The organism is Oerskovia rustica (assembly GCF_014836555.1).
GTDB lineage: Bacteria > Actinomycetota > Actinomycetes > Actinomycetales > Cellulomonadaceae > Oerskovia > Oerskovia rustica.
Genome location: NZ_JACSQQ010000010.1, coordinates 103,041 through 120,978 on the forward strand (window position 1 = coordinate 103,041; position 17,938 = coordinate 120,978).

The 17,938-nt window shown below is 71.6% G+C and carries 14 protein-coding genes and 1 riboswitch; of the genes, 3 read left to right on the top strand and 11 right to left on the bottom strand.

All coding sequences use genetic code 11. The features are described from left to right. Nucleotides 1-108 precede the first annotated feature (108 nt). The 4 genes from purH to purN all read right to left on the bottom strand — a co-directional run bounded on the left by purH (nucleotide 109) and on the right by purN (nucleotide 3,589). Nucleotides 109-1,779, bottom strand: coding sequence for a bifunctional phosphoribosylaminoimidazolecarboxamide formyltransferase/IMP cyclohydrolase (gene purH / locus H9652_RS07890; RefSeq protein ID WP_191795764.1), 1,671 nt, complete (start codon nucleotides 1,777-1,779; stop codon nucleotides 109-111). Nucleotides 1,780-1,827: 48 nt separating this feature from the next. Next, nucleotides 1,828-1,915, bottom strand: a riboswitch (ZMP/ZTP riboswitch). 60 nt (nucleotides 1,916-1,975) lie between these two features. Continuing rightward, entirely contained in the window at nucleotides 1,976-2,464 is a 489-nt protein-coding gene (locus H9652_RS07895) for an SRPBCC family protein (protein ID WP_191795765.1), read from the bottom strand. Beyond that, entirely contained in the window at nucleotides 2,461-2,844 is a 384-nt protein-coding gene (locus tag H9652_RS07900) for an ArsR/SmtB family transcription factor (RefSeq protein WP_191795795.1), read from the bottom strand. The genes H9652_RS07895 and H9652_RS07900 overlap by 4 nt, the downstream gene beginning before the upstream one ends. A gap of 103 nt (nucleotides 2,845-2,947) precedes the next feature. Further along, nucleotides 2,948-3,589 (bottom strand): phosphoribosylglycinamide formyltransferase, encoded by a 642-nt coding sequence (gene purN / locus H9652_RS07905; protein ID WP_191795766.1) that lies wholly within the window; start codon nucleotides 3,587-3,589, stop codon nucleotides 2,948-2,950. A gap of 160 nt (nucleotides 3,590-3,749) precedes the next feature. On the opposite strand from purN, the gene H9652_RS07910 reads away from it, so the two are divergent. Then, the gene (locus H9652_RS07910; protein ID WP_191795767.1) at nucleotides 3,750-4,322 is read left to right on the top strand and encodes a hypothetical protein; all 573 of its coding nucleotides are present in this window, start codon (nucleotides 3,750-3,752) and stop codon (nucleotides 4,320-4,322) included. A gap of 41 nt (nucleotides 4,323-4,363) precedes the next feature. On the opposite strand, the gene H9652_RS07915 is transcribed toward H9652_RS07910, so the two are convergent. From H9652_RS07915 to H9652_RS07940, 6 genes are all read right to left on the bottom strand, one after another. Continuing rightward, complete coding sequence (locus H9652_RS07915; RefSeq protein ID WP_191795768.1) at nucleotides 4,364-5,665, bottom strand: cell division protein PerM; 1,302 nt, start codon at nucleotides 5,663-5,665, stop codon at nucleotides 4,364-4,366. Nucleotides 5,666-5,839: 174 nt separating this feature from the next. Then, complete coding sequence (sucD, locus tag H9652_RS07920) at nucleotides 5,840-6,736, bottom strand: succinate--CoA ligase subunit alpha (protein WP_191795769.1); 897 nt, start codon at nucleotides 6,734-6,736, stop codon at nucleotides 5,840-5,842. Between the two features lie 29 nt (nucleotides 6,737-6,765). Next, a complete protein-coding gene (sucC, locus tag H9652_RS07925) occupies nucleotides 6,766-7,938 on the bottom strand; it encodes an ADP-forming succinate--CoA ligase subunit beta (protein ID WP_191795770.1) in 1,173 nt (390 codons plus the stop codon). 288 nt (nucleotides 7,939-8,226) lie between these two features. Then, the gene (locus H9652_RS07930; RefSeq protein ID WP_191795771.1) at nucleotides 8,227-9,738 is read right to left on the bottom strand and encodes an amino acid permease; all 1,512 of its coding nucleotides are present in this window, start codon (nucleotides 9,736-9,738) and stop codon (nucleotides 8,227-8,229) included. Nucleotides 9,739-9,783: 45 nt separating this feature from the next. Then, a complete protein-coding gene (locus H9652_RS07935) occupies nucleotides 9,784-10,245 on the bottom strand; it encodes a hypothetical protein (protein WP_191795772.1) in 462 nt (153 codons plus the stop codon). Further along, the gene (locus H9652_RS07940) at nucleotides 10,242-13,394 is read right to left on the bottom strand and encodes a glycoside hydrolase family 2 TIM barrel-domain containing protein (protein WP_191795773.1); all 3,153 of its coding nucleotides are present in this window, start codon (nucleotides 13,392-13,394) and stop codon (nucleotides 10,242-10,244) included. The genes H9652_RS07935 and H9652_RS07940 overlap by 4 nt, the downstream gene beginning before the upstream one ends. Before the next feature lie 235 nt (nucleotides 13,395-13,629). Here H9652_RS07940 and H9652_RS07945 point away from each other — a divergent pair, with 235 nt between their 5' ends. Further along, nucleotides 13,630-14,697: a LacI family DNA-binding transcriptional regulator gene (locus H9652_RS07945; protein ID WP_191795774.1), complete on the top strand. Its 1,068-nt coding sequence runs from the start codon at nucleotides 13,630-13,632 to the stop codon at nucleotides 14,695-14,697. Here the strand turns inward: H9652_RS07945 and pcrA are convergent. Then, a complete protein-coding gene (gene pcrA, locus H9652_RS07950) occupies nucleotides 14,694-17,348 on the bottom strand; it encodes a DNA helicase PcrA (RefSeq protein ID WP_191795775.1) in 2,655 nt (884 codons plus the stop codon). The two genes, H9652_RS07945 and pcrA, sit on opposite strands and share 4 nt — an antisense overlap. A 163-nt stretch (nucleotides 17,349-17,511) precedes the next feature. Between pcrA and H9652_RS07955 the strand changes: the two genes are divergently transcribed. After that, complete coding sequence (locus H9652_RS07955) at nucleotides 17,512-17,895, top strand: VOC family protein (RefSeq protein WP_138825400.1); 384 nt, start codon at nucleotides 17,512-17,514, stop codon at nucleotides 17,893-17,895. Nucleotides 17,896-17,938 lie beyond the last annotated feature (43 nt).

Consider the following 17,938-nt stretch of genomic DNA (forward strand, 5'->3'; position numbering starts at 1 on the left):
CCCCCCCCCCCCCCCCCCACCGCATGGTCGACCGGCGGCAACCGCATGCTCGGCCCCGGCCAGGCGCCGACCCGCGGACCCTGGGGACGTGCCGGCCCTGCGGACGGGTCAGTGCGCGAAGTGGCGCGTACCCGTCAGGTACAGCGTGACACCGGCGGCCTGCGCGGCCGCGACGACCTCGTCGTCACGGACCGACCCACCGGGCTGCACGACGGCCTTGACGCCCGCGTCGAGCAGGACCTGCAGGCCGTCCGCGAAGGGGAAGAACGCGTCGGACGCGGCGACCGAGCCGCGTGCGCGCTCCTCGCCCTCGGCGCCGAGGGTGTTGGCGCGCTCGACCGACAGACGGCACGAGTCGACGCGGTTGACCTGGCCCATGCCGATGCCGACCGCGGCCCCGCCCTTGGCGAGCAGGATCGCGTTCGACTTCGCGGCGCGCACGGCCCGCCAGGCGAACTCGAGGTCCGCGAGCGTCTCGGCGTCCGCGGCCTCGCCCGTCGCGAGGGTCCAGGACTCGGGGCTGTCGCCGCCGGTCTCGGACGCGGCGTCGATGCGGTCGACCTGCTGCATGAGCAGACCACCCGAGATGGGCCGGATCTCGACGCCCGCGCTCGGGGCGCCGTCGACCTGGAGCAGGCGGACGTTCTTCTTGCGCGAGAGGATCTCGAGCGCCTCGGGCTCGTAGCCCGGGGCCACGACGACCTCGGTGAACACGCCCGCGATCTGCTCGGCGGCGGCCGCGCTGACCACCGCGTTGGTCGCGATGACCCCGCCGTACGCGGACACCGGGTCGGTCGCGTGGGCCTTGGCGTGCGCGTCGGCCACGTCGGCGCCGACCGCGACGCCGCACGGGTTGGCGTGCTTGATGATCGCGACCGTCGGGGCGTCACCGTGGTCGTGCGCGGCACGCCACGCGGCGTCGGCGTCGACGTAGTTGTTGTAGCTCATGGCCTTGCCGTGGAGCTGGGTCGCCTGCGCGAGGCCCGTCGCGCCGTGGCCGTTGGTGTAGAGCGCGGCGCGCTGGTGCGGGTTCTCGCCGTAGCGCAGCACGTCGGACCGGTCCCAGGTGGCGCCGACCCACGCGGGGAAGCCGGTGTGGACGGTCTCGCCGTCGACCTCCGCGGCGTCCGTGGGCGCGACGACGCTGCTCATCCAGGACGCGACCGCGACGTCGTAGGTCGCGGTGTGCACGAACGCCTGCGCCGCGAGCGCCTTGCGCTGGGCGTAGGTGAAGCCACCGGCCTGGACGGCGGCGACCACGTCGCCGTACGCGACCGGGTCGACGACGACGGCCACGCTCGGGTGGTTCTTCGCCGCGGCACGGACCATCGAGGGGCCGCCGATGTCGATCTGCTCGATCACCGCGTCCGGTCCGGCGCCTGACGCAACCGTGTCCGCGAACGGGTACAGGTTGACGACCACGAGCTCGAACGGCTGCACGCCGAGCTGAGCGAGCTGGTCGAGGTGGTCCTGCTTGCGCGTGTCCGCGAGGATCCCGGCGTGCACGCGCGGGTGCAGCGTCTTGACGCGACCCTCGAGGCACTCGGGGAAGCCCGTGAGGTCCTCGACCTTGGTCACGGGGACACCGGCTGCGGCGATCGTGGACGCGGTCGAGCCGGTCGAGACGAGCTCGACGCCCGTGGCGTGCAGGGCCGTGGCGAGCTCGACGAGGCCGGTCTTGTCGTAGACGCTCAGCAGTGCGCGGCGCACGGGGCGCTGGGCGTCGTCGGCGATCTGGACAGCGCCGGTGGCGGGGGCGGCGGGCGAGGTTGCGGACATCGAGGGGCTCCTGTGGGTCGTCAGCGGGTCGCGGGAAGATACCGGTCACCCAGGCGCCCAGGCGGACGACGCACCAACAGGTCGTTCGGACGCTCCCCGGTGGTCGTTCCCACCCTCGCCAGTCGCGGCCGCCTCCGATCCTACCGCGCCCCGGGGTGGGCGGTCCGGGGCGCAGCAGCCCGACGGCGGGCCGTCGTCAGGCGACGACGTCCGAGGCCAGCAGCTCGTCGAGGCGGTCGTAGCCCTCGCTCATGCCGTCGGCCATGCCCGAGCCGACCATGGCGTCGCGGGACTCGACCGACTGGTGGACCGAGCGCGTGACGATCCTGGTCCCGCCGCCCGGCAGGTCCTCGAACGTGACCTCGTCGAGGCTCACGTGCCCGGGGGCACCTGCGAACTCGAAGGTCTGGACGGCCCGGGTGTCCGGCACGACCGAGTGGAACGTGCCGAAGAACCCGTACTCCTCCTCGCCCGCGCGGTGCGCGTAGGCCCACGAGCCGCCCGTGCGGGCGTCCCAGTGGTCGAGGACCATCTCGTAGCGACGGGGACCGAGCCACTGCGTGACGAGCGTGGGGTCGGTGAAGGCCCGGAACACGAGGGGCCGCGGGGCGTCGACGTCGCGCACGACCTCGATGAAGGGCGTCCCCGGAGGGGGCGTGACGGTCGTGGGGTGCGTGTGGCTCATGACTGCTCCTTCGATGGGTCCGACGACGGTGCCTGGAGCCGCCCGAGGAGGGCGTCGAGCCGGCGGTACTGCCGCTCCGCGGTGAGCCGGTACTCGTCGATCCACGCCGTGAGCCGTTCGAGCGCGGCGGGGTCGAGGTGGCAGGGTCGTCGTTGGCCGTCCCGGCTACGGGTGATGAGGCCCGCGGTCTCGAGGACCTGGATGTGCCGGGAGACGGCCTGCTTCGTGATGGGGAAGGGTGCGGCGAGCTCGTTGACCGTGGCCGGCCCCCTGGACAGCGTGGCGACGATGCTCCGGCGGACCGGGTCGGCCAGCGCGAGGAACGCGCGGTCGAGGTCGTCGGTGCCTGACTCGTCGTGCGGGTCGTCCAGGAGGGTCATGTCGGCCTGCTCGTCGTGATCAACAGTTATGTTGATCAACATACTCATTGAGTATGCGCTCGGTCAAGGGGTCGGGGCAGCCGGTCTGCCGCGAGACGGCACGTCAGCCCAGCAGCGCCCGGCGGCCCTCGACCCGCAGCCCCTCGCGCGCCGCACGGCCGACCGTCTCGACCAGCAGCGCCCGCTCGGCGACCTTGATGCGCTCGTGCAACGCCTGCTCGTCGTCGGAGTCCTCGACGACCACCGTCGCCTGGGCGATGATCGGCCCGGTGTCCACGCCGTTGTCGACCACGTGGACCGTGCACCCCGTGACCTTGACGCCGTACGCGAGCGCGTCGCGGACCCCGTGCGCGCCCGGGAAGGACGGCAGCAGCGCCGGGTGCGTGTTGATCGTCCGGCCCGCGAACCGGTCCACGAACGTGGGGCTCAGGATGCGCATGAAGCCCGCGAGGACCACGAGGTCGGGCGAGAAGACGGCCACGGCCTCCGCGACGCCGTCGTTCCACGCATCGCGGTCCGCGAAGTCGCCCGGTGCGACGACGACCGACGCGACCCCCGCCTCGCGCGCCAGGTCGAGCGCGCCCGCGCCCGGCTTGTCCGTGACGACACCCACGACCCGCGCCCCGTAGGCGGGGTCCTCGTGCGCCGCGAGCAGCGCCGCGAGGTTGCTGCCCGCCCCCGAGACCAGGACGACGACCCGCGCCGCGCTCGTCGTGTCGATGGGCTGACCGGAAGGTGTGCGCACGGTGCTCCTCGGAGGCGTCGGCAGTGGTGGAGAATGGGGGAGAAAAGCCAGGTACCACCCTAGTCCGCGCCGGACAGGTGCCGGTCTGCTCCCCCGCCCCCGGGCGGAGAGCTCCCGCCGGTCCGCCCGTCGCCACCCGCGAAGCACCGAGGAGCTGCCCATGGGCAACCCGTACGCGCCCCCACGTCCCGGCGCCCAGAAGCCGACCGACGAGGCGCGGAAGCCCACCCCTCCCCCGGTGCAGGGGCCTCCTGCTCCCCCCGCCCACGACGTCCCGCCCGGTCAGGTCCGCCCAGGCCGCCCCGGCGGCGGTCCTCCCGCGCCGGGCGAGCCTCCCGTGCCCGTCGACCCCGACACGCTGCGCGCGACCACGCGACAGGTGCTGCACTTCGGGCTGCTCATGCTCGTCACGCTCGTCACGAGCTCGCTCGCGTTCCCGTGGCGGGTCTCGAGCCTCTTCTTCGCGGCCGTGACCATCGTGTTCGGGGTCCGCGCGATGCGTGCGGTGTGGCGCGCCCGCCTGGGCGGCGCGCTGCTGCCCGCGGTGGCCGTCGGCCTGGGCCTGACCGCGACCATGTCGCTGTCGATGCTCGGCGGCCTCGCGATGTGGGACGTCGAGCTCGACAACCAGCAGTGCCTCGACGGCGCCATCACGGTCGCCGCGCAGCAGGAGTGCGCCGTGCAGTACGAGCAGGCGCGCGAGGAGTGGACCAAGGACCGGCTGGGGCGCTAGGCCCGGCCCGCGCCCGGGACCGGTCTCCGCCCCTGGCGAGGTCAGCCGACGGGCGCGGTGCCGTCGGGCGCGGCTGCGTCGTCGGGCGCGGTGTCGTCGTGACGGTGCCGCACCCGTTCGGTGACGGCGGCCTTGCCCCACGCCAGGGCGAGCGCCGCGCCTCCTGCGATCTCCGCGGCGACGACACCCCCGGCGAGCAGCGGTGGCGCGCCCACCTGGGCCATGCGCCCGGGACCGACGGCGCCACCCGCCAGGACCTGCAGCACCACCACGAGCAGTCCCGCGGTCAGGGCGACGCCCACGAGCGCGAGACCGAGGTCCGTCCAGCGGGCGTCGTGCCGCCCGCACCGGCGCCACACGAACACCCCTGCCACGATGCCCATGACGACGACGAGCACCGGGGCGAACGAGGCGAGGACCGTCGTCCACTCGGGTCCTGGCAGGGCCCCGAGGATCGGGACGGCGGGCAGCGCGCCGGGCTCGGAGGCGCTCGTCGTGAAGCTGCTCCCCTCGCCCACGACGAAGCCGGGGCCGGCGATCCAGGAGCTCACCCAGAGCACCAGGTTCGGGACGACCGCGAGCTGCGAGACGGCCAGGATCAGTCCCCCGAGCAGGCCCGGCGCGAGACCGACGACGATGTCCCCCGACGTCGCCCGACCGGCGACGACCCAGGCGCCGACGACGATGCTCGACGTCCCGATCAGCAGGGCCAGGCCCAGCAGGCCCGCGCGGGCACCGAGCCGCACGACGGGCGGGACGTACGGGTCGAGGAGCGCGGTCAGGTCGGCGATCCTCGGGGCGTCGGGACGCGACAGGATCCCGGCACCGAGGCCGATCCCCGCGACGACCGCACCACCCAGCAGCGCGAACAGGACGTCCCACCCCGGTGCAGATCCCGCGAGCAGAGCGATCACGAGCGTGGCGACGGCGTAGACCCCGACCCCGACGGCCCACGCCGACGTCGCGGTGTGCGCGGAGCGGCGGGCAGACGCGAAGCACGTGAAGGCGACGAGGAACGTGAGCCCGAGCGGCACCACCGTGATCGAGGTGCCTGCGGCCGCGAGCGGGACCCCGTGCGCCAGGAGCCAGAACCCGGCGGCGACCGACACCGACTGCCCCCAGCCCCCGGCGTCGCCGTCGCCCGGCCCCGCGGAGGACGCGAGGAACGCCGCGACGGCCGGCAGGATCACCACGGCCAGCGAGAGGGCGAGCGCCTGGAGCGCGGCGACCACGCCGGAGATCCAGCGCCGAGGGGCTTCGAGGGGACGGCGAGGACCGCGGGCGGGCTCCTCGACCGTGCGGGGTGCCCGTCGCCCGGCGACGGACTGGGTGGGCGTGGTCATGGTCTCCATCGTCGTCGATCGGTCGGCCCTGGCGGTGCAGGTCGGGCGGCGCGCCCGCGATCGGCGCACCTGGCCCGGCGCGTGCCCGGCAAGAACAGGGTACGCCGACGGCGCCGGGCGGATGGGTGGCCGGGCGCCGTCGGGCGTGCCGAGCGGGTGCTCAGCGGAGCGTGATCAGGAGAGGATCTCGCGCATGAGAGCGGCGGTCTCGGACGGCGTCCTGCCGACCTTGACGCCCGCGGCCTCGAGGGCCTCCTTCTTGGCCTGCGCGGTGCCCGAGGAGCCGGACACGATGGCGCCGGCGTGGCCCATGGTCTTGCCCTCGGGAGCCGTGAAGCCCGCGACGTAGCCGACGACCGGCTTGGTCACGTGCGCCTGGATGTACGCCGCTGCACGCTCCTCGGCGTCGCCACCGATCTCGCCGATCATGACGATCGCCTCGGTGTCGGGGTCGGCCTCGAACGCCGCGAGGGCGTCGATGTGCGTGGTGCCGATGATCGGGTCGCCGCCGATGCCGATCGCGGTCGAGAACCCGAAGTCACGCAGCTCGTACATCATCTGGTAGGTCAGCGTGCCGGACTTCGAGACGAGCCCGATCTTGCCGGGGCCGGTGATGTCGGCCGGGATGATCCCGACGTTCGACTTCCCGGGGCTGATGATGCCCGGGCAGTTGGGGCCGATGAGGCGGACGCCCTTGGCCTCGGCCAGGGTGAAGAACTCCGCGGAGTCCGCGACGGGGACGCCCTCGGTGATGATGACGGTCAGCGGCATGCCGGCCTCGATGGACTCGACGACCGCGGACCTCGTGAACGCCGGGGGCACGAAGATCACGGAGACGTCGGCGCCCGTGGCGGCGATCGCCTCGGCGACGGACCCGAAGACGGGGACGTCGACAGTGCCCTCGTCGCCCCCGCCCTTCGGGAAGGCGACCGAGGTGCCGGCCTTGCGCGGGTTCACGCCGCCCACGATGTTGGTGCCGGAGGCCAGCATGCGCGTCGTGTGCTTCTGGCCCTCCGAACCCGTCATGCCCTGGACGATGACCTTGGAGTCCTCGTTGATGAAGATTGCCATGTCTGTCTGTTTTCTCTCTCGGTCTCGGGTCAGGAAGCGGCGTTGGCCAGCTCGGCAGCCTTGTCGGCGCCGCCGTCCATCGTCTCGGCCAGGGTGACGAGCGGGTGGTTCGCCTGGGCGAGGATCGCGCGCCCCTCCTCGACGTTGTTGCCGTCGAGACGGACGACGAGCGGCTTGTTCGCCTCGTCGCCGAGGATCGCGAGCGCCTGGACGATGCCGTTGGCGACCTCGTCGCACGCCGTGATGCCGCCGAAGACGTTCACGAACACGCTCTTGACCTGCTCGTCGTTGAGGATGACGTCCAGGCCCGCGGCCATGACGGCTGCGGACGCGCCGCCGCCGATGTCGAGGAAGTTGGCGGGCTTGACGCCGCCGTGCTGCTCACCCGCGTACGCGACGACGTCGAGCGTGCTCATGACGAGGCCCGCGCCGTTGCCGATGATGCCGACCTGGCCGTCGAGCTTAACGTAGTTGAGGTCGTTCTCCTTGGCCTTGGCCTCGAGAGGGTCGGCCGCGTCCTTGTCCTCGAGCGCCTCGTGGTCCGCGTGGCGGAAGCCGGCGTTCTCGTCGAGGGTCACCTTGCCGTCGAGCGCGACGATCGAGCCGTCCTCGGTGCGGACCAGGGGGTTGACCTCGACCAGGGTCGCGTCCTCCTCCTTGTAGACGGTCCACAGCTTCTGGATGACGTCGGCGACCTGCGCCTTGATGTCGTCGGCGAACCCGGCGGCGGCGACGATCTCGTCGGCCTTCGCCTGGTCGATGCCGACGGTCGGGTCCACGGCGACCTTCGCGAGAGCCTCGGGGCGCTCGACCGCGAGGACCTCGATCTCCATGCCGCCCTCGACGCTCGCCATGGCGAGGTACGAGCGGTTGGCCCGGTCGAGGAGCACCGAGAAGTAGAACTCCTCGGCGATCTTCGCGCCGGCCGCGATCATGACGCGGTGGACCGTGTGGCCCTTGATGTCCATGCCGAGGATCTCGGACGCCTTCTCGGCGGCCTCCTCGGGCGAGTGGGCGAGCTTGACGCCGCCCGCCTTGCCACGTCCTCCGGTCTTGACCTGGGCCTTGACGACCACGGTCCCGCCACCGAGCTTCTCAGCGCCCTCGTGAGCCTCTTCGGGGGTCGTGGCGACCACGCCGCCCAGCACGGGAACCCCGTGCTTCTCGAAGATGTCGCGCGCCTGGTATTCGAACAGGTCCACCCTGTGTCGTCCTTCCATCTGACTGCCTGACCGGCCTACCGATGTCTCGACATCGAGACATCCCGTCACAGGGTAGCCCGGCGACACGCCGTGACCTACCCGGGGCGGCCCGTCACCCGGGCCCGGCGCTGTCTCGTTGGCCACACCCCCGGCGCGCCCGCAGGCGGTCGGGCGCCCGCCACGGCACGCCCGGTAGGCGCCGGGGCGCGGCCGGGAAAGGGGCCCTGACCTGCCCGACGGCGCCGCTCGCCCAGGGCGGGCGGGTGCCGTCGAGCAGGCCCGGAGGACCTACGCCTCGTCGGTCCCGGCGGCGAGGAGGGCGGCGTCCTCCTGCGCGTTGCGCTCGGACTGTTCGTGCGCGCTCGGCATGAGCTCCCGACGGGCGGCCTCGGGGTCCTCGGCCCGCAGGCGCCGGATGTACCGCTCGTACCAGGCGAGGGCCGCTCCGAGGAACACCACCACACCGCCGACGTTGTAGACGAGCGTGAGCCACAGTGCCTGGTCCTCGGGGAACGTCGCTGCCACGAAGCAGACCGTGAACAGCAGGACGAGGAACGTGGCGACGCCCAGCCCGAGGCCGCGACGACCCATCATGAAGCTGCGGCTGGCGGAGTCGTAGGACTTCCGCAGCTTCCAGTAGGCGACCAGGATGAGCGCCGGAGGGAGCAGCGCGGTCGCGGCCGTCATGTTGATCACGATCTTGAGCAGCGCGTCGATCGACGAGCCTGCTCCCAGCGTCGGGATGACGAGAAGCGGGACCACGATCGCGAACTGGATCCACGCCCCCCGCACGGGCACCCCCTGCTCGTTGAGGGCGACGACCTTGGGACCGAAGATCCCCTGCGGGATCTCGGAGAAGAAGATCTTGACGGGCGCCGAGGTCCAGATCATCAGTCCGCCCAGCGTCGCGGCGAGCATGATGACCCCGACGATGCGGATCGTGACGTCACCGGACATCCCGAAGTGCTCCGCGGCAGCCGCCATCGTCACGAAGACGCCGTTCTCGTAGCCGACCTCGCTCTTGTCGACGAACACGGCCATGAGCCAGGTCCCGACCGTGTAGACGAGACCGATCGTGAGACCGGCGATCACGATCGTCCGGACGAACGCCTTGGCACCGCCGCGCAGGTCGTTGAGGTAGACCCCGATGGACTCGGCCCCACCGACTCCCTGGATGATCCAGGCCAGGGTGCCGAGGAACGCCCAGGTCGTCAGGCCGGATCCTGGGTCGAGCTTCATCCCGGCGATGGACAGGTCGTTCGCGGGTGTGATCCCCCCGAGCAGCGCGACGACGGCGCCCACGATGAAGACCACCGCCATCCCCAGCATGAGGGTCGCACCGAACGAGGTGACCTTGCCGATCCACTTCGCCCCTCGCGTGGAGACCCACGTGGCGAGGAAGAAGAGGGTGATCGAGAAGACGGCGATCGCCCAGGACTCCACCTGGACGCCTCGGCCCAGGATCATGTAGACCGCGTAGACGAGCACCAGCGGCAGCAGGGAGATGAAGTAGAACAGGTTCACGAACCAGTAGCAGAAGGCGGTGAAGAACGCCCAGCGCCCGCCGAGCGAGGAGCGCACCCACTGGTAGACGCCGGACTCCGAGTTGCGGTTGAGGCTGACGAACTCGGCGATGATCAGCGTGAACGGGATGAAGTACACGATCGTGGCGACGAAGAAGGCCGGGGCCGCCAGCGTGCCGATCGAGACGTAGTTGTTGATGACGTTGCGGAAGTTGAACACTGCCGCGATGACCATGGTGAACAGGATGAATCCACCGATGTTCTTGCGATCGTTCATGGCTCGTGCTTTCTCGAGAGGAAGACAGGGGAAGGCGGCGGTCGCCTACTTGTTGTGGAAGGTCGCGCCCTCGACGGTGAGGCGGACGACCAGGAGGTCTGCGGTCGTGGTCGGCTCGCGCCGCCACGCGTGATCGATCGGCACCGCGAGGATCTGCCCGGGAGACACGGTCACGACGTCCCCGCCACCGGGGACCGGTGCGAACGTCTCGCGGTCCGACAGGTCGCTGTAGGGCATGACCGGGACGAGGCCCGTGCGGGGCACGAGCTCGACCCGGACCTCGCCGTCGAGCACGGCGAGCACCGTCTGGTACCGCCGGTGCGCCACGAGCGCGCCGTCACCGTGGGCGGTGGCGCTCTCGCGCCAGTAGGTCAGCGAGTCACCGACCGAGTGCGCGACACCGGGCCGGACGGCGCGCGCGTTGTCCAGCGCCGAGAGGAGCCGCACCCACTTGGTGACACCGGAGCGACCGGTCGCGAGGTCCTCCCTCGAGGAGAAGAGGGTCATGACAGTGCCTCCGTCGTCGAGGCGCGTGGAGTCGCCGGTCCGAGAGCGGGATGGGCGGCCCGGAGCCCGCGGGCGACGAGCCCTGGGTCGACGTCGCCCGCGTTGAGCGGAGCCATGAGCAGGGAGTAGCTGAAAGGCTCGAACCGCACGCGGTATCCGTCCAGGACCTCCGAGCCCCACGAGTTGGACCCGAGGCCGAGCACGGCGTGGTCGAGGTTGACCGTGATCGCGTCCGGGTCCGGGACGAGGTCGGTCACGTGCCGCGCGGCGTCGATCTGCTCACCCGAGTAGGGCCACGACGACCAGCTCAGCGGAGACCGCTCGGCCCCCACCAGCAGCCCGCGACCGTGTCGGTCGCGGTGCATGACCCAACGCACGTCCTCGTGGTTCGCACAGTCCTGCGGCACGACGTACGGCGTGAACATCTCCGCGACGGTCGTCGTGTACCGCCCGACCACCTGAGCCGTGCGCGAGTCCGGATAGTTCTCACCCGGGCCACGCCCGTAGAACTCGACCTGGTCGCAGTCCGACGGAAGTCCGAGCTCGAGACCGATCCTGGGCACGATGTCCGTGTAGTCGCCGTAAGGTTCGCCGGACAGCGCGAGGCGGGCGGCACCGTCGTCGAACAGCTCCCAGCGATAGGTCACCCGCATGCCCAGGTCGAGCGCCGGTGGCGCGAGCGTCGAGCGCACCTCCACGACGACGCGGTCGTCCCGCTGTTCGACCTGGACCGCCCGGGTCGACTCCTGCATGACCTGCAGGTGCCGGGGGTGCCACAGCGCCTCGTACTCCTGCTGGTGGTTGTCGACGAGCGGCTTCCACATCCGGAATCGGGGTGCACGCACCACGAGGTCGCGGCCGGCCCCCTGCCACCGCACGAGCCGCCCCGTGAACGTGTCGAAGGTCCAGGCGGACGAGCCCGCGCGGACCACGACCGTGTGCGCGTCCTCGGTCACCGTGAGCGGACGACGGCGCAGGAGCGGGGACGCCGGCGCTCCGGGCGAGGTGGGCGCGGACAGCGCCCCCAGCCCGTCCCCGGACACCGGGAGCTGGAACACGCCGAGGCGGGCGTGCGGCTCGGACCACGCCGTGGCGGTCCGGCGCAGCACGGACACCGTCCGCAGCACCTCCTGACCGTATCCGTCGATCGCGGCGGGGACCTCGACGACCGCACTCTCGCGCGGCGCGACCGGGCCCGCAGGGACGGTCAGCGAGTGCCGCACGACGCCGTCCACCCGGTCCTCGACGACGAGGTCGATGTCCTCGAGCGAGCTGAAGTAGAACCCGTTGCGGATCAGCAGACCGCCGTCGGCGGCCTCCACCTTCACGGGGCAGACGACCTGCGCGTACTCGGTCAGGCCCGGACTGGGCTGCTGCCAGGGGAACACGAGACCGTCGATGCAGAAGTTCCCGTTGTTGGGGTAGTCGCCGTGGTCTCCCCCGTAGGTGTGCCGGACGCCGCCGTCCGCGGTGACGTCCCGCAGACCGTGGTCGCACCACTCCCACACGAAGTGGCCCTGGATGGAGTCCCAACGGTCGAAGACCTGCTGGTACTCCGAGAGCCCGCCCGGTCCGTTGCCCATCGCGTGCCCGTACTCGCACAGGATGCGGGGCTTGTGGTGCGGGTGCTCCCCGAAGTCGTTCATCTGGGAGACCCGTGAGTACATGGTCGAGATGACGTCGACGTCCCGGCCGTCCCGGTCCTCCTCGTAGTGCACGGGCCGTGTGGGGTCGAGCTCCTTGCACCGCTGGTACATCGCGGTGATGTTGCACCCGTCGCCGGACTCGTTGCCGAGCGACCACAGGACGATGCTCGGATGGTTGCGCTGGGCCAGCACGTGCCGTTCGATGCGGTCGACGTACGCGTCCCGCCACACGGGGTCGTCGGTGAGCCTGCCGATGTCCCCGACGTTGGCGAAGCCGTGCGACTCGAGGTCCGTCTCGGCGACCACCAGCAGGCCGACCTCGTCGCACAGCCCGTAGAAGCGGGGGTCGTTCGGGTAGTGCGCGGTGCGGACGGCGTTGATGTTGTGCCGCTTCATCATCTCCAGGTCACGGCGCACACGGTCGATCCCGACGGCACGTCCGGACCGGTCGTCGTGGTCGTGCCGGTTGACACCGTGCATCGCGAAGTACGAACCGTTGAGCAGCAGCAGCCCGTCGCGGATGGTCAGGTCGCGGAACCCGAACCGGACGCTGACGTACTGAGTCGTCCGGCCCTCGTCGTCGCGCACGTCGAGGTCGAGACGGTGCAGCACCGGCTGCTCGGGGTTCCACCACGCGACGTCGTCGAGAAGGGCGTCCACGTCGACGTCACCGCCTGGCGCCACGGACTCGCCCGACGCGAGGACACGCCCGCCGTCGAGGGTCCGCACCGCCCAGGCGATGCTCCCTGACCCGGTCCCGGGCTCGGTCACGAGATCGAGGCCGACCGTCAGGTGCGCAGTCCCGTCGGGCAGCCGGTCGGTCCGGACGACGTAGTCGCGCAGGTGCGTCGCCGGGCGGACGTAGACGTAGAGGTCGCGGAAGATGCCGGACGCCCACCACATGTCCTGGTCCTCGATGTACGTCGAGTCGGCGAACTGGAGCACCGTCAGCGTCACGAGGTTACGTCCGTCGTGAGCGGCGTCGGTGATGTCGAACTCCGCACACAGGCGCGACCCCTTGGACCACCCGACCTCGGTCCCGTTGACGTGCACCTCGACGTAGGCCTCGACACCGTCGAGGCGCAGGATGCGCCGCGAACCCGCAGGCTGAGGGTCGAGCTCGACGTCGAACTGGTAGACACCCGTCGGGTTGTCCGACGGGACGTGCGGGACGTCGATGGGGAACGGATAGCCCTCGTCGGTGTACTGGAGCCGCCCGAACCCGTCGATCTGCCACAGGTGGGGCACCGACAGGACGGACCACCCCTGCACGACCTCGCCCTGCGCGGTCCGTGCCGGTTCGGCGCGATCGGCGGTCGTCACGCGCCCCGGATGGTCGTAGTAGCGGAAGCGGCACTGCCCCGACAGGGACGTGAACCCCTGGGAGAGCCCCCGATGCCCGGTGGCCGCGGCCACCGAGGAGTCGTAGCCGAAGAAGTAGGCATGGCCCGGAAGCCGACAGGAGCCCGTGGTGGTGGGGTCTTCCCACCTGAGCGTTGTCATGCGTGACACCTCGTTCTCGTCGTCGAGAGCGTGCCGGCCACCTGCCGGCACATCCGGCACGTCCCATCGGTCCGACGTCGGGCCGACTCGTGGTGTTACCGGTAACTTGGCCGCGACGTTACCGGTAACAATCCTCGTCCGCAAGCGACTCGTCCCGCTGCTTCGGCGGTAGACTCACCGAAACCAGGAAGGTCCGGAGTCCCACGACTCGGCGGCCGTGATCGAGGAGGTGTCGATGGCGGTCGCCCGCCCCAGGAAGGCCACCATCCGGGACGTCGCCGCCCGCGCGGGGGTCTCGCACATGACGGTCTCCCGCGTCCTGAACGGCTCACCGAACGTCGGGGCCGAGCGCGAACGAGCAGTGCGCGAGGCCATCGAGTCGACCGGCTTCATCGCTTCCGCCCGCGCGCGTCAGCTCGCCACGGGCACCGCCGAGGCGTATGCCGTCGCCCTGACCGAGCCGCTCGACGAGCTGCTGACCGACCCGACCTACGCCGCCGTGCTCAAGGGCATCACCGACGCGCTGACCCCGACGCCCGTCGTCCCCGTCCTCTTCACCATGGCGACGAGCGAGGAGCGGGCGAAGGGGATGCGCCTGTTCAAGCGCGGCGCGGTCGACGCTGTCATCCACCTCTCGCCGTACGTCGACGACGGGATGCTCGACGACCTGCGGGACGCCCACGTACCGGTGGTGCTGTGCGGTCAGCTGGGCGACCTGGACAAGGCCGCCTTCGCCTCGGTCTACTCCGACGACGTGCTGGGCGCGACGCTGGCCGCCGAGCACCTGCTGGCCCGCGGCGCGACCGGCGTCGCGGCCATCATGGGGCCCGCCGGCAACCCCGCCACCCCGGACCGTGTCGAGGGCCTTCGTCGGACGCTGGGCGACCGGCTCCTGCCGACCGTCGCCCACGCGGGTTGGGACACGCCGGCCGGGTACCGGGCGGGCGTCGAGCTGGTGCGCTCGGCCGTTCCGTTCGACGCGGTCGCGTGCGGGAACGACCGGATCGCGGTCGGTGTCCTGCAGGCACTCCGCGACCACGGCCTGCGTGTGCCGGAGGACGTCCTGGTCATCGGTTTCGACGACCATCCTGTGGCGTCCTCGTCCAGGCCCCACCTCACCACGGTGCACCAGCCCTTCGACCGTCAGGGCAAGGTGGCGGTCGACCTCGCCGCCGAGATGGTGGCGGGCGGCCCCCCGCGCACGGTGGTCCTCACGCCGAACGTCGTCGAACGTGAGAGCACGCGGAGGCCGACGAGCGAGGCGGGGTCGCAGGCCGCCACGGACCCCGCACCCGTCGCCTAGAGCTTGGTGACGGGCGAGAAGCGCAGCAGGAGACGCTTGGTGCCGTCCGCACCGAAGTCGATCTTGGCGACCGCGTTGGTGCCCGCGCCCTCGACCGCGACGACCGTGCCGAGCCCGTAGGCGTCGTGCGTGACCTTGTCGCCGATCGCGAGCGAGGGGATGTCCCCCTCCTTGCGCGGGGTCGCCGAGCCGAACTTGGGCCCGTCCGGGTTGGGCGTGACCGAGCGCGTGCGGACCTGGCCGTTGCGCGAACCACCCGAGCCGTACCCGCCCGAACCCGAGCCCGACCCACCGCGCGAGCCGCCCGACGACGAGCCCCACCCGCCCGTGTAGCCGCCGGGACCGCGCAGGGTCGCCATGGACGACTCCTTGCGGCGCCAGTCCCACAGGTCCTCGGGGATCTCGTCGAGGAACCGGCTGGGCGGGAACTCGTTCGCCATGCCCCACGCCGAGCGCACCGCGGAGCGCGAGATGTAGAGCCGCTCCCGGGCGCGCGTGATGCCGACGTACGCGAGGCGTCGCTCCTCGGCGAGCTCGCTCTCGTCATGGAGCGAGCGCATGTGCGGGAACGTGCCGTCCTCCATGCCGCTGAGGAACACCACCGGGAACTCGAGGCCCTTGGCCGTGTGCAGCGTCATGAGCGTCACGACGCCGGGGTCGACGACGGGCTTGCCCTCGTGCCCCTCGTCGTCGCTCGACGGGATCTGGTCCGAGTCCGCGACGAGCGAGACGCGCTCCAGGAAGTCCGTGAGCGTGCCCTCGGGCTCGAGCTCGGTGAACTCGCTCGCGACCGCGTGCAGCTCGGCGAGGTTCTCGACGCGTGAGCCGTCCTGCGGGTCGTCGCTCGCCCGCAGCTCGGCGAGATAGCCCGAGCGGTCGAGGACGGCACCGAGGATCTCCGCGGGCGTCGCGCCCGTCGCGTACAGGTCGAGCAGCCCGTGGAACAGCTCGCGGAACGTGCGCAGCGGGTTCAGGGTCCGGGTCGTCATGCCCGGGATCTCCTCGGCCCGGTCCAGGGACGCCGCGAACGAGATGCGCTCACGTTCGGCGAACGCCGCGACCAGGGCCTCGGCGCGGTCTCCGAGCCCGCGCTTGGGCACGTTGAGGATGCGGCGCAGGTTCACGTCGTCGTCGGGGTTCGCGACGGCCCGCAGGTAGGCGATCGCGTCCTTGATCTCACGGCGCTCGTAGAAGCGCGTGCCGCCCACGACCTTGTAGGGCAGGCCGACGCGGATCAGCACCTCCTCCAGGGCACGGGACTGCGCGTTGGTCCGGTAGAAGATCGCGACGTCGCCCGGACGCACACCGTCCGAGTCGCCGAGGCGGTCGATCTCCTCGGCGATGAAGCGCGCCTCCTCGTGCTCGTTGTCCGCGACGTAGCCGATGATCTTGACGCCCGCCCCCGCGTCCGTCCACAGGCGCTTGGGCTTGCGGTCGATGTTGCGCGAGATGACCGCGTTCGCGGCCGAGAGGATGTTCTGCGTCGAGCGGTAGTTCTGCTCGAGCAGGATGGTGCGGGCGTTCGGGTAGTCGGCCTCGAACTCGAGGATGTTGCGGATCGTCGCGCCACGGAAGGCGTAGATCGACTGGTCGGCGTCACCGACGACCGTCAGCTCGCCGGGCGGGATGACGCCCGGTGCCCACGTGCCGTCCTCGCCCTGCACCTCCGGTGCGCTCGCCCCCGCGAGCTCGCGGACCAGGACGTACTGCGCGTGGTTGGTGTCCTGGTACTCGTCGACCAGCACGTGCCGGAACCGGCGACGGTAGTGCTCCGCGACGGCCGGGAAGGCCTGCAGGAGGTTGACCGTGGTCATGATGATGTCGTCGAAGTCGAGCGCGTGGGCCTGCGCGAGGCGGGCCTGGTAGCGCGTGTAGACGTCCGAGAGGACCTGGTCGAACGCGTTGGCCGGACCACCGGCACCGGGTGCGCCGTCGGCCGCCGACGCGCCGCTCTCGCGCGCGTAGCGCTCGGGGTCGACCAGCTCGTTCTTGAGGTCCGAGATCTTGTTCGCGAGCGTCCGCGCCGGGTACTTCTTCACGTCGAGGTTGAGCTCGCGGCTCACGAGCGTGATGAGACGCTGGGAGTCCGCCGCGTCGTAGATCGAGAAGCTCGACTTGAGCCCGAGCGCCGAGGCCTCCTTGCGCAGGATCCGCACGCACGCCGAGTGGAACGTCGAGACCCACATGGACCGGGCCGCGGGACCGATGAGCGCCTCGACGCGCTCACGCATCTCCGCGGCGGCCTTGTTGGTGAACGTGATCGCGAGGATCTCGCCCGGCCGGGCCCGGCCCGTCGCGAGCAGGTACGCGATGCGGTGCGTCAGGACCCGCGTCTTGCCCGAGCCCGCACCTGCGACGATGAGCAACGGGCTGCCCGCGTGCACCACCGCCTCGCGCTGCTGCGGGTTCATGCCGTCGAGCAGCGAGTCCGCGTCGATGTGCGAGAACCCGCCGGCGCGGTACCCCTCCTCGTCGTGGCCCGCCGCGGCCCGCTCGGCCGCCCCGCGCCCTGGGCGAGCGGACGTCCGGGCGGAACCTCCGCCGTCGGGCGCCTCGTCCCACCGCGGCGCGGTGGTCGGCAGGCGCGACGAGTCCCCGAGGGACGCGAGGTCGAATCCGGGCAGCGGCAGGTTCTCGAAGAGCGATGTCATAGCCCTCCCAGCCTAGGCGTGCGCACCGACACTCCCCGCATCGGCGCGCGTCCCGCGACCCCGCACGACGCGCGTGCGCCCGGCGACCGATGACTTCGCTCCCCCGCCGCGGTCCTCCCCACGACGCCCTCCGCCGAGGACGCCCCGCTGCGAAGGAGGAATCATGACGACGACCCACTTCACCGGCCTGCACACGGTCGCGGTCCCGGTGCGCGACCAGGACGCCGCGCTCGCGTTCTACCGCGACACCCTGGGCTTCGAGGTCCGCATGGACGGCGACCTCCAGGAGGGCTTCCGCTGGATCGAGGTCGCCCCGCCCGGCGCCGCGGTCTCGGTCGCGCTCGTCCAGGAGGGCCAGGGGCAGGAGGCCGGGATCGACACGGGCATCCGCCTCGCGACCTCGGACGCCGCCGCCGACCACGCGACGCTCGGCGACCAGGGCGTGCGCGTCGAGGAGCTGCTGCGGTGGGACGGCGTCCCGCCCATGTTCTCGATGCGCGACCTCGACGGCAACGTGCTCTACGTGACGGAGATCTCGGTGGGCTGAACCGCCCGAGCAGCACCGGTGCCGCCGAGGACGGGGTTGCGGT

What these genes read in the sequence shown, in the direction of transcription:
- H9652_RS07955 (WP_138825400.1), top strand. Translation starts at nt 17,512, where the DNA reads ATGACGACGACCCACTTCACCGGCCTGCACACGGTCGCGGTCCCGGTG.
- H9652_RS07940 (WP_191795773.1), bottom strand. Translation starts at nt 13,394, where the DNA reads ATGACAACGCTCAGGTGGGAAGACCCCACCACCACGGGCTCCTGTCGG.
- H9652_RS07900 (WP_191795795.1), bottom strand. Translation starts at nt 2,844, where the DNA reads ATGACCCTCCTGGACGACCCGCACGACGAGTCAGGCACCGACGACCTC.
- H9652_RS07935 (WP_191795772.1), bottom strand. Translation starts at nt 10,245, where the DNA reads ATGACCCTCTTCTCCTCGAGGGAGGACCTCGCGACCGGTCGCTCCGGT.
- sucD (WP_191795769.1), bottom strand. Translation starts at nt 6,736, where the DNA reads ATGGCAATCTTCATCAACGAGGACTCCAAGGTCATCGTCCAGGGCATG.
- pcrA (WP_191795775.1), bottom strand. Translation starts at nt 17,348, where the DNA reads ATGACATCGCTCTTCGAGAACCTGCCGCTGCCCGGATTCGACCTCGCG.
- H9652_RS07930 (WP_191795771.1), bottom strand. Translation starts at nt 9,738, where the DNA reads ATGAACGATCGCAAGAACATCGGTGGATTCATCCTGTTCACCATGGTC.
- H9652_RS07945 (WP_191795774.1), top strand. Translation starts at nt 13,630, where the DNA reads ATGGCGGTCGCCCGCCCCAGGAAGGCCACCATCCGGGACGTCGCCGCC.
- H9652_RS07915 (WP_191795768.1), bottom strand. Translation starts at nt 5,665, where the DNA reads ATGACCACGCCCACCCAGTCCGTCGCCGGGCGACGGGCACCCCGCACG.
- purH (WP_191795764.1), bottom strand. Translation starts at nt 1,779, where the DNA reads ATGTCCGCAACCTCGCCCGCCGCCCCCGCCACCGGCGCTGTCCAGATC.
- H9652_RS07895 (WP_191795765.1), bottom strand. Translation starts at nt 2,464, where the DNA reads ATGAGCCACACGCACCCCACGACCGTCACGCCCCCTCCGGGGACGCCC.
- H9652_RS07910 (WP_191795767.1), top strand. Translation starts at nt 3,750, where the DNA reads ATGGGCAACCCGTACGCGCCCCCACGTCCCGGCGCCCAGAAGCCGACC.